At 63.2% G+C, this 13,845-nt stretch carries 11 protein-coding genes; 2 read left to right on the top strand and 9 right to left on the bottom strand.

Annotated elements, in window-relative coordinates:
* Positions 1-234: 234 nt before the first annotated feature.
* Complete coding sequence (locus NKJ76_RS05830; RefSeq protein ID WP_352536970.1) at positions 235-1,710, bottom strand: ABC transporter substrate-binding protein; 1,476 nt, start codon at positions 1,708-1,710, stop codon at positions 235-237.
* Positions 1,711-1,831: 121 nt separating this feature from the next.
* Complete coding sequence (locus tag NKJ76_RS05825) at positions 1,832-3,112, bottom strand: acetylornithine deacetylase/succinyl-diaminopimelate desuccinylase family protein (protein ID WP_352536969.1); 1,281 nt, start codon at positions 3,110-3,112, stop codon at positions 1,832-1,834.
* A gap of 223 nt (positions 3,113-3,335) precedes the next feature.
* Here NKJ76_RS05825 and NKJ76_RS05820 point away from each other — a divergent pair, with 223 nt between their 5' ends.
* Positions 3,336-3,767, top strand: coding sequence for a L,D-transpeptidase (locus tag NKJ76_RS05820; RefSeq protein WP_352536968.1), 432 nt, complete (start codon positions 3,336-3,338; stop codon positions 3,765-3,767).
* 13 nt (positions 3,768-3,780) lie between these two features.
* Here the strand turns inward: NKJ76_RS05820 and NKJ76_RS05815 are convergent, their stop codons facing one another.
* The 7 genes from NKJ76_RS05815 to NKJ76_RS05785 all read right to left on the bottom strand — a co-directional run bounded on the left by NKJ76_RS05815 (position 3,781) and on the right by NKJ76_RS05785 (position 12,606).
* Complete coding sequence (locus NKJ76_RS05815) at positions 3,781-4,788, bottom strand: lipid A biosynthesis lauroyl acyltransferase (RefSeq protein WP_031246103.1); 1,008 nt, start codon at positions 4,786-4,788, stop codon at positions 3,781-3,783.
* Positions 4,789-4,791: 3 nt separating this feature from the next.
* Positions 4,792-5,820, bottom strand: a complete 1,029-nt coding sequence (locus NKJ76_RS05810) for a zinc-binding dehydrogenase (protein ID WP_023706062.1) — start codon at positions 5,818-5,820, stop codon at positions 4,792-4,794.
* A 36-nt stretch (positions 5,821-5,856) separates the two neighbouring features.
* Positions 5,857-7,128 (bottom strand): beta-ketoacyl-ACP synthase, encoded by a 1,272-nt coding sequence (locus NKJ76_RS05805; RefSeq protein WP_352536967.1) that lies wholly within the window; start codon positions 7,126-7,128, stop codon positions 5,857-5,859.
* A gap of 42 nt (positions 7,129-7,170) precedes the next feature.
* Positions 7,171-8,361, bottom strand: coding sequence for a beta-ketoacyl-ACP synthase (locus NKJ76_RS05800; protein ID WP_023681743.1), 1,191 nt, complete (start codon positions 8,359-8,361; stop codon positions 7,171-7,173).
* Between the two features lie 55 nt (positions 8,362-8,416).
* On the bottom strand, positions 8,417-8,698 hold the full coding sequence (locus NKJ76_RS05795) for an acyl carrier protein (RefSeq protein ID WP_010909964.1): 282 nt from the start codon (positions 8,696-8,698) through the stop codon (positions 8,417-8,419).
* Positions 8,699-8,907: 209 nt separating this feature from the next.
* Positions 8,908-9,456 (bottom strand): histidine phosphatase family protein, encoded by a 549-nt coding sequence (locus NKJ76_RS05790; RefSeq protein WP_023670442.1) that lies wholly within the window; start codon positions 9,454-9,456, stop codon positions 8,908-8,910.
* Between the two features lie 99 nt (positions 9,457-9,555).
* Positions 9,556-12,606 carry a caspase family protein gene (locus tag NKJ76_RS05785; protein ID WP_352536966.1) on the bottom strand — a complete coding sequence of 1,017 codons (3,051 nt, stop codon included), beginning with the start codon at positions 12,604-12,606 and terminating at the stop codon, positions 9,556-9,558.
* Between the two features lie 145 nt (positions 12,607-12,751).
* Here NKJ76_RS05785 and NKJ76_RS05780 point away from each other — a divergent pair, with 145 nt between their 5' ends.
* Positions 12,752-13,702, top strand: a complete 951-nt coding sequence (locus tag NKJ76_RS05780; protein ID WP_023681741.1) for an AEC family transporter — start codon at positions 12,752-12,754, stop codon at positions 13,700-13,702.
* Positions 13,703-13,845 lie beyond the last annotated feature (143 nt).

Genomic DNA, 13,845 nt, shown 5'->3' with positions numbered 1-13,845 from the left:
CGCCCGGTGCGGCTGCGCCTTGAAAGTCGAGTTCCCGCCCACCCCCCTCTGTCCTGCCGGACATCTCCCCCGCAAGGGGGGAGATCAGCAGTTTCTGTGTCGTCGACCAGCGTTCAACGTTCGCGATAGGCGAAAGCGGAGATGATAGCCCGATCTCCCCCCTTGCGGGGGAGATGCCCGGCAGGGCAGAGGGGGGTGTGACGGAGCGCAAACGCCGCCCTTTGGCCCGCCGCCTCAATCCATCCACTTCACCTTGGTCAGATCATTCGCCTGGATCGGCGCATTCTCCCACAGGCCCTGCAGCTTGGCGTCCCAGACGCCGACCTTCGGCAGTTCATAGAGGAAGCCGACCACGGCGTCGTCGGCCAGGATCTTCTGTGCTTCGCCGAGCAGCGTGTTGCGCTTGGCGTCGTCGGAGGTGAGGTTCAGCTCGGCGATGATCTTGTCGAAGGCGGGGTTGTCGTAGTTGAAGTAGTAGTCCTTGCGCGAGTAGATATCGATGTCGTTGGGCTCGGTGTGGGAGACGATGGTCAGGTCGTAATCCTTCTTGGTGAACACCTGGTCCAGCCACTGCGCCCATTCGACCGGAATGATTTCCAGGTCGATGCCGACATCGCGCAGCTGCGAGGCGATGATCTCGCCGCCAAGGCGTGCATAGGAAGGCGGCGGCAGTTTCAGCGTCGCCTTGATGCCGTTTTCGAAGCCGGCTTGCTTCAGCAGCTCCTTGGCCTTGTCGACATTGTGCGGGTACAGGCCGGTGAGGTCGACATAGGCTTTGCTGGCGGGCGACATGTGCGAGCCGATCGGGACGCCGAGGCCGGCCGAGGCGCCGTCGATGATCGCCTTGCGGTCGAGCGCGAAGGCAATTGCCTGCCGCACCTCGAGCTTGTCGAAAGGCGGCTTCTTGTTGTTGATCGCCAGAATGGTCTCGCCCTCGGTCGAGCCGATCACCACCTTGAAGCGCGGATCGTCCTTGACCTGCGCGACGCTGTCGGGATCGAAGAAAGGGAAAGCCTGGATGTCGCCCGAGAGCAGCGCCGGCACGGCGGCGGCGGCGTCGGGAACGATGCGGAACTCGGCTTTGTCGAGGAACACCGGGGCGCCCCAGTAGTTGTCGGATTTGACCAGCGTGATCGACGAGCCCTTGGCCCAGCTCTGGAATTTGAACGGGCCGGTGCCGATAGGCTTTTCCTTGTTGGTGTCGGCGCTCTCGGGCGCCACAATCACCGCGTCGCCCCAGCCCAGATTGTAAAGGAACGACCCCTGCGGGTTCTTCAGCGTCACCTTGACCGTTGTCGGATCGACGACTTCGACCCTATCGATGGCGGCGAACAGGGCCTTTTGCGCGTTTACGGAATTGTCGGCACGGGCGCGGTCGAGCGAGAACTTCACGTCGCCGGCGTCGAAATCGCTGCCGTCATGGAATTTGACGCCGGTGCGCAGCTTGAAGGTGTAGACCTTGCCGTCGTCGGAAATGGCCCAGCTCTCGGCAAGGTCGGGCAGCACTTCGCCATTCGGGCCGATGCGGGTCAGGCCCTCGAAGACGTTGGCGTAGAGCACTTCGTCGATCGCCGCGGCAGCACCGGCGGTCGGATCGAGATGTGGCGGCTCGAGCGTAATGCCGATCACCAGGTCGGTGCGTGCGGCAAATGCCTGACTGCCGGCCAGTGCCAGCACTGCGGCGGCAAGAATGGTTTTCCACAATTTCATCGTGCAACTCCCAAATGCTCGAACCCTGGTGCGATAGAAGCGTGATTTCGAGGTGGAGTAAATTGCGTTTCGTGCTCTGCAGCGGCGCGGGGAGGAATGTTTTTTCAGCGAAGTCGATGGTTCAGTCCGCGGCCGTGCCCCTAAGCAGCACATTCAGCCCGATCGCCATCACTTTGGCCGACTCCACCATATCAGAGATACCGACCCATTCGTCGGGCCGGTGGGCGAGGTCCAAAATGCCCGGGCCATAGGCGATGCAATCATAGATGTGGCCGATGCGGGCGATGTGCTTCTGGTCGTAAGTGCCTGGTGAAATGACATAATCCGGCTCACGGTCGAAGATCGCCATGATGCCTTGCGCCACCGCCTTGACCACCGGCGCGTCGCGCTCGGTCATCAGCGGCAGCACCTCCATCAGGTCGCGAATCTCGTAGTCGAACTTTTTGCGCTCGCGCTTCAGCCGGTCGAGGATATCGGTCACCTCGCTCTTGACCGTGGCAAGGTCCTCCTCGAGCAGGAAGCGGCGGTCGATGGTCAGCCGGCAGGCGTCGGGCACGTTGGGTGAGGGCAGGCCGGGGCGGAAATCCTCGGTCTGGCCGCCATGGATCGAGTTGATGTTCATGGTCGAGCGCTTTGCGCCTTCGGGCACGACAGGCATGCGCGTCACCTTGCGGTCGAGCGCCGGAAACAGGTCATCCTCGAAGGCCTGCAGCACGGCGCCCATGTGGCGCACGGCATTGTCGCCGAGGAACGGCATCGAGCCATGCGCGATCTCGCCCTTGGTCTCGATCTCCGCCCACCAGACGCCGCGATGGCCAAGACAGATGCGGTCCTTGTTCAGCGGCTCGGGGATGATGACGTGGTCGACCTTGGGTTTCGAGAAATAGCCAAGCTTCGCCAGATGGGCGACGCCGCCGAAGCCGCCGGACTCTTCATCGACGGTGCCGGAGATTTCGATGGCGCCGGGAAAGTCGGGGAAAACCTCCATGAAGGCTTCCGCCGCGATGATCGAGGCGGCCATGCCCCCTTTCATGTCGCAGGCGCCGCGCCCGTAGACCTTGCCGTCCTTCACCACGCCGGCAAAGGGATCGACGCTCCAGCCTTCGCCGGCTTCGACCACATCGATGTGCGAGTTGAAATGGACGCAGGCCCCAGGCGAGCGGCCGTCGAAGCGGGCGACGACATTGACGCGGGGGTAGCGGTCGGTGTCGCCGGGCGTGCCTTCGGCGCGGATGAATTCGGTTTCGAAGCCAAGCTTGCCTAGGCGCGCACCGATATATTCGGCGCAGGGACGATATGCTTCGCCGGGCGGGTTGATGGTCGGGAAGCGGATCAGGTCGGCGGTCAGTGCGACCAGGTCATCAACACGGGCGTCTATTGCTTTGAAGAGTCGTTCGTTCATTCCCGGATTTGAGCAGGCAAGGGGGTGGTTTTGCAAGCATCGCGCCACTGGCGCCGAAACTTCGTGTCGCAGCGGCAACTATGGCGGGAAAATCGTTCAAATTCGCTGCTTTAGATTGGCGAATTTATCAAGGAGTGTGTGTTAGATCACTCACCTGTCGTTAAGAAGATGAAAAACACCGTGATGACAGAGCAGGCAAGGGGCATCAAAGGGGTTTGATCTCATGACTAAAATTGTTCTCATGGCAGCTGCTTTTGCTGCGATGCTGTTCGGCACGTCCATCGAAAGCAGGGCTGCCTCGCTGGTGGCTAGCATCGACGTCTCGTCGCAGACCATGACCGTCAGCCAATACGGCCAGGTGCTTTATCGCTGGAGCGTGTCGACCGCCCGCGTTGGCTATTTCACGCCGCGTGGCACCTATCGGCCGCAACGCACCGCGCGGATGTGGTATTCGAAGAAATACCACATGTCGCCAATGCCTTACTCGGTGTTCTTCCATGGCGGCTACGCCATCCACGGCACCGGCGCGGTCAGGCAGCTAGGGCGTCCGGCATCGCATGGCTGCGTGCGGCTGCACACCGCCAATGCCGCGATGTTCTATGCGATGGTGCGCGAAGTCGGCTTCGGCAATACGCGGATCGTTGTGACGAACTGAGGCTTTCGACGACTTAAGATTGACGCTGCCCCTGGCCGGTGGCGTTGGCCTGTCCGCGCCGGCGGCGACGCCGGCCTGAGATTTCCCACCTTTTGTGGAACCACATCCACTGTCCCGGATCCTCGCGCACCCAGCGCTCGACCACGTTGGCGAGCAGTTGGGTGGTGGCCGCGACATCGACGCTGCCGCTTTCATTGCGCGGCAAGGTCAGCTTGTCCTCGATCTCGAGGCGGAAGCGGTTGCCAGGCAGCCGCACACATCGCGCCGGATAGACGTCGCAATCATAGTGACGGGCGAGCATGCCCAGAACCGGATTGCTCTGGCATGGGCGGTTAAAGAAGATTGTCTCCAGTCCGCTGGAGAATTTCTGGTCGACCAGCACGCCGATATTGCCGCCTTTCTCCAGAATCGACGCCAGCGCGAAGGAGGCGCCGGTCGAAGACGGCAGCAAGGCGCCCATGCTCGAACGCCGCGTCGAATGGATATAATCGGCGAGGTAAGGATTGTTCGGCGGACGAAACAGCGCCGTGATCTTCATGCCGAACGTCGCGGCCGCGACCGGCAGCAGTTCGAAATTGCCGAGATGGCCGGTGAACAGGATATGCGGTTTGTCCTCGCCAGCTATCTGATGGAAATGATCGGCGCCGCCGACTTCGACGCGGCCGGGCCTCGCTGCATTCGGATCATAATCGAAGAGCGCGTCAAGAAAGATGTATTCGGCGGCGAGCCGGGCCATGTTGCCCCACATGTCGGAGGCGATGGCCTCGATCTCGACATCGCTCTTTTCGGGATAGGCAAGGCGCAGATTGTTGATGGCGACACGGTGGCGCCCGACCCGCGGACCGATGCGCCGGGCCGCCCGGTCGGCGAAATTGAGCGCCCTGTCCGCGGGCAAGAGGCGCAGCAGCGATATGATCGTCATCGCCACGCGCGCCACCAGCCAGTGCTCCATCTGGCGCAGTCTTCGGCCATAGCGGAACATGAAGTCCCGGCGGGCTTTCTTGAACACCGAGCCGGCCATAGGCTAGGAAACGCGCAGGATGATCTTGCCGAACACGTCGCGGCCTTCCATGCGCTTCAGCGCGGCGTCGATGCCGTCGAAGCCGACCTCGGTGTCGATGACAGGTGCTACCTGTCCTGCCGCCATCTTCTGCATGGCGTTGGCCATGTTCTCCATGCGGCAGCCGAAGGACCCGAGCAGCTTCAGCTGCTGCTGGAACAGCTGCATCAGATTGATCTGGGTCGACACGCCCGAGGTCGAGCCGCAGGTAACGAGGCGGCCGCCGCGCTTGAGGCACAGCATCGAGGCGGCAAAGGTGTCGGCGCCGACATGTTCGAAGACAACGTCGACGCCCTTCTTCCTGGTGAGCTTGCGCACGACCCCTTCGAAACGGTCGTCGCGGTAGTTGATGACATGGTCGGCGCCGAGCGCCTTGGCCTTGTCGATCTTGTCGTTGGAACCGACCGTGGTGATGATGGTGCAACCCATGCGCTTGGCCAGCTGGATCGCCGCCGAGCCGATGCCGGAGCCGCCGGCATGGATGAGGATGGTTTCGCCGGGCTGCAGCTTGGCATTGTCGAACAGCATGTGCTCGACGGTGCCGAAGGTGACAGGGGCGACGGCAGCGCCGACATCGGTCACGCCTGGAGGGGCCGGGACCAGCAGGCGCGCCGGCAGGTTGATCTTCTCCTGCGCAAAGCCGTCGAGATGGAAGCCGTGGACGCCCGAGACATGTTCGCAGAGATTGTCACGGCCTTCGCGGCAGGCGCGGCAAAGGCCGCAGGTGCGCGCGCCGTAGATCGACACCAATTGTCCGGGCAGCAGGCTGGAGACGCCGGGGCCGACAGCTTCGACCTCGCCGGAGGCTTCGGCGCCGACGACCAGCGGCAGCTTACGCTTGGCGAAGGCCATGCCACGCCAGCCCCAGACGTCGATATGGTTCAGCGCCACCGCCTTGATGCGCAGCGTGACTTCGCCCAATGTGGGGGGCGGCGGGGGCGGCAGGTCCACCGTTTCAAGACGGCGGTCCTCGATAAGTTGCAGTGCGCGCATGGAGCCTGTCAGTTCAGTCTGGCTGAAAAAGGTCGCTTAGACCGGTTCCCGCGCCATGACAAGGCAAGTGTTCTGGCCGCCGAAGCCGAACGAGTTCGAGAGCACGGTGCCGACTTCGGCATTGCGCTTCTTGTTGGGCACCACGTCGAGCACGATTGCCGGGTCGGGATTGTCGTAGTTGATGGTCGGCGGAATCACGCTTTCGCGCATGGTCATCAGCGAAAACGCCGCTTCGACAGCACCCGCCGCCGACAGCGTGTGGCCGATCATCGACTTGTTGGACGAGACCGGCATCGAGCCGATGCGATCGCCGAACACGGTCGACAGCGACAGATGCTCCATCTTGTCGTTTTCCGGTGTCGAGGTGCCGTGAGCGTTGACGTAGTCGATCTCGTCCTTGCTCAAGCCGGCATCGGCAAGGGCGGCGCGGACTGCTGCGATCGCCGGCGAACCGTCGGGCTTGGAACGGGTGCGATGGAAATCGTCGGCCTTTTCACCGCAGCCGCGCAGGATGCCGAGAACGCTGGCGCCCCGAGCAAGGGCTGCCTCAAGCGATTCCAGCACCAGAGCGCCGGAGCCTTCCGCCAGCACAAAGCCGTCGCGGTCCTTGGAGAAGGGTTTTGACGCCTTTTCAGGGATGTCATTGTGGGTCGACAGCGCCGAGAGCAGCGAAAAGCGGATCAGCGCCTCGGCGGTTGCCGAACCGTCGGCGCCGATCGACAGCGCCCGGTCGCATTCGCCGCGGCGGATCGCTTCGACGCCGAGCTGGATGGCGGTGGCGCCCGAAGCGCAGGCCGTCGACAGCGTGATCGGCAGGCCGCGCGTGCCAAAGCGGTCGGCCAGCCGGTCGGCGATCGCGCCGAACTGCGTGCTTGCGAACGTATCTGTTTCCTTCAGCCCGCGCGCCACCCTGAGCAGCCTTTCGGCGCCGGCGCCTTTGCCGTCGGAATTGTAGAGCGCGAAGCGGTCGTGCCAGTCGAGTTCGACCGGCGGCGAGGCGAGGAAGAGCGGGCCACCGAAATCAGAGGAATCGAGGCCGGATTCGGCCACCGCCTCATTCGCGGCGGTTTCGGCCAGTTCGTAGGTCAGCAGGCTGGCGCCTTTCGAGCTTGAGTCGAGGAAATCGACCATGCCGGAGATGCGGGTGTTGAGGTGGTCGACGGGAAAGCGGGTGATCGGGTGGATGCCCGATTTGCCGGAGGTCAGTGCCGCCCAATTGTCTGCCTTGCCGACGCCGAGCGAGGTTACCACGCCGATGCCGGTGACGGCGACGATCGGCCTGCCCATGTGATCTCTGAGATTGGCCATCCGGAACCTCTTAACTTTGCAGCATGATCGCGCAGCGCTGCTTCAAGCAGCGTTGACCAGCGCCATGCCCTCGAATTGGTGATAGCCGATCGCCGTTGCGAGCACGGTTTCGGGAATGCCTTCGAACGGCTTCTCGGCCGCGGCGTCGAATACGGGGTAGGCGGCCTTGCGGTCGACGGCCAGGGCGGCGAGGGCGACCGCGAATGGAAACTGCGCTTCCTTCATATGCCCGGTCAGCGTGGCGAAGCCGCGCGCCGATATCGCCGGATTGGCATCCAGCGCTGACTTTTCGGCTGAAGTTGCGGTATGCGCCCCGGAGGCGCCCGACAGGGCCAGCAACTTGCCGTTCGGGAGAGCCGCCTGTTTGAGCAATGCCGCGATCTCGGCGTCAAGCTCGCCGCGCGAGCGCCGGGCGCGGCCTGAGACGACCGGTCCGAGTTCGGCATAGATTTTCCGTCCACGGCTTTGCGCGTGTTCGCGCTGCTCCAGCACCAGGAAGGCGCCACCGGAGCCGGAGACCAGGCCGCCGCCCTCGGCGCCCTGTCTCTGCCAGACCGGCTTCCATGGGCCGCGATGCAGATAACCGGCCAGCTCATAGCCGAGCAGCATGTCGGAATGTTCGGTCTGGAAGGCGCCGCCGACCAGTATGTGCGTCGACTGTCCGGAGCGGATGCGCGCGGCGGCGGTCTCGACGGCGGCGACGCCGGCACCTTCCTCGCCCATGAAGGTCCTCGACGACCCCGTCACCTTGTGGACGATGGAGATGTTGCCGGCGAGCAAATTGGAGAGCTGGGCCAGGAAAAGGGTCGGCCGCAATTCGGTGGTCAGTTTCTCGTTGAGCAGCACGTCGCGGTCGTTGCGGCTCTCGGACGCTGCGAGGATGGCGGCATCGACCGCCTCGTCCCGCTCGCCGCCGCCGGCGGCCACCACCATGTCCATCGTCGTGCAGAGATCGTCATTGCCCTTGATGCCGGCGTCGTCCAGCGCCATGCCGGCGGCATAGGTGCCCAGCCTCTGCCAGGTTTCCATCTGCCGCTGGTCGCCGCGCTTGGCGATCTGCAGGTTCCAGTCGATCTCCGGCAGGGGATGCACGGTGTAGGGGGCAAAGCGCGCGGATTCGAGCACCGGCTGCAGGCCCGGCTGCGCCAGCTTCTGCCAGTGGGTATCCGGACCCTCTCCCAGCGAGGAGACAAGGCCGATACCGGTGATGACGACGTCGCGAGGGCTGCTCATGAGCGGCTTTGTGGGTCAGGCGGCGCAGCCCGTCAAGGCCGCGCGCCAGCCGATATCAGGCGGTCTTGGCGGCGACCAGCGCGTCGATCTTGGCGCACAGGTTCTTCATGACGAAGTAATCGTCGGTCGAAGCCTTGCCGTCATTGACTTCCTGGGTCCACTTTTCCAGCGGCACCTTGATGCCGAATTCCTTGTCGATGGCAAAGACGATATCGAGGAAATCGAGACTGTCGATGCCGAGATCGTCGATCGTGTGGCTCTCGGGAGTGATGGTGTCGATATCGATCTCGCTGGTGTCGGCAATGATCTTGGCGACTTTGTCGAACGTGGTGGACAAGGGCTCTTCCTTCGGTTGCGGGCGGAATCTGTCCGCATCTGGTTTGGGCGCTGTCTAATCGGTTTTTCCCGGCAGGAAAAGGCCTGATGCGCCGGGCGCAGATGGGATGGCCCTCCCGTGAAGACAAGAAGGGCCGCCCGACAAGCCGGTGGCCCTTCCAGTTGACGTTACGTCAGCTTAGTTTTCACGGAGCTTGACCACTGGCTCTCTCAGAACGTGACACGGCCGAGCACGCGCAAGCCATCGCCCTGCGGCTCGACCACCACCGCTTCGCCCTCGCGCGGCGAGACGCCGGTCAGCGCGACGATGTTTTCGAGATGCGTGACCATGACCAGATTGTCGGAACCGGTGTAGGCGCGGATTTCCTTCATCACCGCGTCGAGCTGCGCGGCCTTCTCGGTCGGATCGCTCCTCAGGAGGTCTAGCGGCGCAAAGAGCTCCGGCTCCGCTTCGAAGGCGATGCGGGCAGTGTCGAGGCAGCGGCAATAGCGGCTGGACAGCACCCGCTCGATGGGGGCGGCGCGGGCGCCGAACAAGGCGCCGATCTTGCTCGCCTGCTGCTTGCCGCGCGCCGATAGGTTGACCTGGGTGGCGCAGTTGTCGATGACGAAATTGGCGGGGTCGGTGGTGCCGGTGACCAGTGCGTGGCGAAGCAGCACGACATGGCCGCCGTCACGCAGCAGCGCCCAGCCGGCGTCGGTCGCGTGGGCGACGGCGGGAACAGCAAGCAGGAACAGCGATAGCACAAATCGAATCATCGAAACCTTTTCCGGGAGCCGGATGCCGCTCCGGTCATTCTGATATAGGGATCGGAAAGCCGGCACAAAGACAAGCGAAAGGTGAACCCTCGGTTCGCTTCACATTTTCGCCATTTGCTTCTTCGCCAGCTCGATCTTCTGATCGGTGAGCGGGATAGGGATCGTGTAGCCGGCTTCGGTGAAGCCCTGCTTGGCGTTCTCGAAGAATTCGATCGCCTTGAGATATTCCGGCTTGCCCGCGCCATAGCTGGCGCGGTTCCAGTGGACGTCGCCGATATTGTTCTGCTCGAAGGCCCACTGCAGCGGCTGACTTTCGCGCGTAAACACCTTCAGCGCCGCCGTGAACGCCGCTTCGGCGTCGTTGAGATATTTGTCGGTCCGCTGGAGATTGCCGAGATTGAGCAGGCTCATACCGATGCCATTTTGAGCGTTGGCCCAGTCGACTGGCGCGGCCTCGATGGTGAGTATTTCGAGCGCTGCCCGCCGCGCCGCAATCGAATCCTGCAGCGTCTTGGCATCGCCATTGCTCATGCTCAACCAGTGCAGCGTCGAGCCCAGGCCGGCCTGGGCCATTGCCCATTGCCGCGGGTTCGTCTCGCGCTTGTACTCGCGCAACGCATTGCCGTAGGCGTCGACCGCCTCGCTGTAATGCTCGGGCTTGTCGGTGACGCCGCCGAGAAGCTGCAGCGTGTTGCCGAGATTGTAGTAGCTCATCGCCCAGTCCTGCGGGAACTTCCGCCTGACATAGACCTGCCGTGCCGCCTGGAAGGCTGCCGCCGACTGTTCCAGCTTGGCCGCATCACGCGTGCGCTGGCCCAGCGTCTGATAGATCGAGCCGAGATTGTTCTGGGCTGACGCCCAGTCCATCGGGAAGCGCTTGCGGGTAAACACCGTCAGAGCGTCGTCATAGGCAGCAGCAGCTTCTTCGAGCGTAGCCGTGCCCATATCGAAGCGGGCGATACCGCTCAGCGCATTGCCCAGGTTGAGGCGGCTGGTCGCCCAGGACACCGGGAAAGTTTCGCGGGTTCGCACTTCCAGCGCGGCGCGAAACGCGTCGGCCGCCTCGTTGATCTTCGCCTTGTCGTTGAGCTGGATGCCAAGCGTTACAAGCGTGTTGCCGAGATTGTTCTCGACCATCGCCCATTCCACGGGTGCTTTCTCGCGTGTGTATTCCTCAAGCGCCAGCCGGTAGGCTGCTTCCGCCTGGGTGAGATGCTCGCCGGCAGGCTCACGCTCGGAGAGTGCATAGAGCGCGAGGCCTAGATTGTTCTGCGAACCGGCCCAGTCCAACGGCAGCTTGTCGCGCGGACGCTTCTCAATGGTGGCGCGCGTCGCCGCCACCGCTTCATTGAGACGCTTCGGGTCGCTCTCGCGTTCGCCGATCTTCAGAAGCACGTTGGCCAGGTTGTTCTGCGCCGCGGCCCAGTTGCGGTCGTCCTTCTCGCGCTCGAACACCACCAGCGAATCGCGGAAAATCACCGCTGCTTCTTCGAGATGCGCAGTCTCGGTTTCGCGCTCTCCAATGGTCTGCAGCACCACCGCCATGTTGTTGCGGGTGATTGCCCAGTCGCGATTCTGTTCGCCGTTGGGGATGAAGTTCAAGATGGTGCGATAGGCCTCGATGGAGTGCTGCAGCGCATCGAGGTCGCCGGTGGCGTAGCCATGAGCGTTCAACGCCTCGGCCTCCTGGTTCTTGTAGTTCCAGCGCAGCTTTTCGTCCCACTTCTCGACCAGCGAATACGCCTTGGCATAGTCGTTGGCGGCGGATTTGTAGTCGAAGACCAGCGCGGCGGCGTCGGCGCGTTTGGCATAGATGGCGGCGTCGGCGATGCGCTTTTGCCGGAGCAGGTCCTCGGCCTCGTCGACCGCACCGCTGTTTTCCTCGATCCGGCCGACCGCGTCGTCGAGGAATTTGCGCGCCGTCACCATGGCGCCCTGGCCTATGGCCTTGTCGGCGGATGCGACCAGGCGACTGATCTCGGGATCGTCGGTGCGCAGCGCGGCGCGCTCGGCCATCATCTTCTTCAGACGCTCGGCCTGGCTGTCCAGCACCTTCTGCAGGTCGTTCGGATCCTCAGGGATCTTTTCCGTGCCGAGCGCCTTGAGCACGCCGTAGAGCGCGTCAAGGGGCACGCCGTCCTGCAGAGAAGCCAACTCCACTTGAGCCCGTTTGGGATCGGGCAGGTCGGAAATGGTCAGCAGCAATTGCCGCCGCTCACCGGTGATCAGCCCGTCGTCGCCGGTCGGTTCCGGCGGCGCGACGCCGAAATAGAGCAGGCGACGCAGGCTCTCGCTGACCCAGGGGCGCTGCTTTGCCTTGGTGTCGAGGTAGACCTCTTCGGTGACCATGCGCATGACCGAGCCGAATTCCGTGCCTTTCATCGCGGTGAGGTGGCGCAGCAGGGCGGCGGCGTAGGGGCTGTTTTCGCCGGCTGCGCCATCAAGCGCGGGTCGGCCCGGCTCGGCGGCGAAGCCGACGACGGTTCCCAGGCTGGCATCATCCACTGAGGCATCGGCGAGGGCCTTGGCGCCGCGCACCGGCTCCAGCCCACCGGCGCCGACAGGCTCGGCGGAAGCCGTCGGCCCGCGGCGCACGACCGCGTCCGGCGGAAACGGGTTGGTGCGGCAGGCGTCAAGCAGCACGATCGTCACCGGCACGGTCTTTTTCAGCTCGTCCATGACGGCTGAAATCGGCACCAGCGCCTCACCGGCATTTTTCAACGACGAGACGTCGGCATCGACCGGCACCAGATAATTCTCGCCGCCCGCCTCGATGCCGTGACCGGAATAATAGATGAAGGCGACGTCGGCGCCGTCGGCATCCTCGACAAACCGATCGAGATCGCGCTTCAGCTTGGCGGCATCGCGATCGGTGACGTTGCGGGCGTCGAAGCCGAGATCGGTCAGCATCTTGGCCATGTCGCGGGCGTCGTTGGCCGGGTTGGCAAGGGCTGCGATGTGTTCGTATTTCGACTGGCCGATGATCAGCGCAACGCCCTTGAGGCTTTTGGTCTCGGCGGCCTGAGCCACAGATACGGCAAGGCAAAGCAGCATAGCGACGAAACCCGCCAGCCACCCCTGTCTGACCAGCCACACTTGTCTGACCAGCCACTCCCGTCTGAAATGACGCTGTTTCGGCGTCGCAATCATTCGCTGTGTGTCCGCCCTGATGATCCCAAGCCTGTATAGCGCTGCCACCCGACCATGATCAAATTCAGGCGCCGGGCGGATCTAGGATCAGTTTCTGAAGATCATGGCGATTGCGCTGGAATCCGGGCTCGCCTATCCCTGAAAAATGTCTCCGCTCACCGAAACCGTTCTTTTCGTCTTCAGCCTCGTCGCGCTCGGCTATGTCACCGGGCTCACCGGCTATCTGAAACCGGCCAGCGGGGACGGCATCTCCGAATTCGCCATCAACGTCGCGATGCCGCTGCTGCTGTTTCGGACGATGGTGAATTCGGATTTCCACGGCGTGGCGCCCTGGTCGCTGTGGGGTGCTTATTTCGCGGCGGTTGCAATGACATGGGCCGCCGGCCATCTGGTGACGACACGGATCTTCGGGCGGGACGCGCGCACCGGCATCGTCGGTGGAGTGTCGTCATCCTTCTCGAATGTGGTGTTGCTGGGCATTCCCTTCGTTCTCGGCGTATTCGGGTCCAGCGGATTCGAAGTGCTGTCGCTGCTCGTTTCCGTGCATCTGCCGACCATGATGATGGCTTCGATCATCATGTTCGAGATATTTGGCCGCGGCGGCAGCGAGCCCGTACACCCGCTGCGCATCATCCAGAGCTTTCTGAGAAGACTGTTCACCAATCCGTTGATCATCGGCATCCTGGCCGGGCTGGCATGGCGCCTCACCGGCGCGCCGCTGCCGAACCTTGCCATGCGACTGGCCGATGCGCTGGCTAACACCGCCGGGCCGGTGGCGCTGTTCGCCATGGGGCTCAGCCTGCGCCGTTTCGGCATTTCCGGTAACATCCGACCGGCGCTGGCGCTGTCGACGCTGAAACTGTTCCTGATGCCGGCGCTGGTGCTCGGCCTGGTCTGGCTGTTTGGCCTGCCGCCCTTGACGGCCAAAGTGGCGGTCGTGGTGGCGGCGCTGCCGTCCGGCATCAATTCCTATCTCATCGCCGTGCAGTTCAACACCGGCCAGGCGCTGGCGTCGAACCAGATGACCATCGCCACGGCAAGCGCGGTTGTTACAACCGCCTTTTGGCTGACGGTGGTGGTGCATGTCTTTGGGTAGGCTTGGTCTTCTGTAAGGCTGGTCTTTGGCAAGGCTGGTCTTTGACAAGGCTGCGGCCCAAACTAATTTACATGTGAATTTTCTCTGGCGTTGGGCTGGCCCAAAGCCTATATGCCATCTTGCAATTGCTTGCCGGGCTTGCC

This window comes from Mesorhizobium sp. M0029 (genome assembly GCF_040323735.1).
Classification (GTDB): Bacteria; Pseudomonadota; Alphaproteobacteria; order Rhizobiales; family Rhizobiaceae; genus Mesorhizobium.
This window is presented reverse-complemented; position numbering and strand designations above follow the sequence as displayed.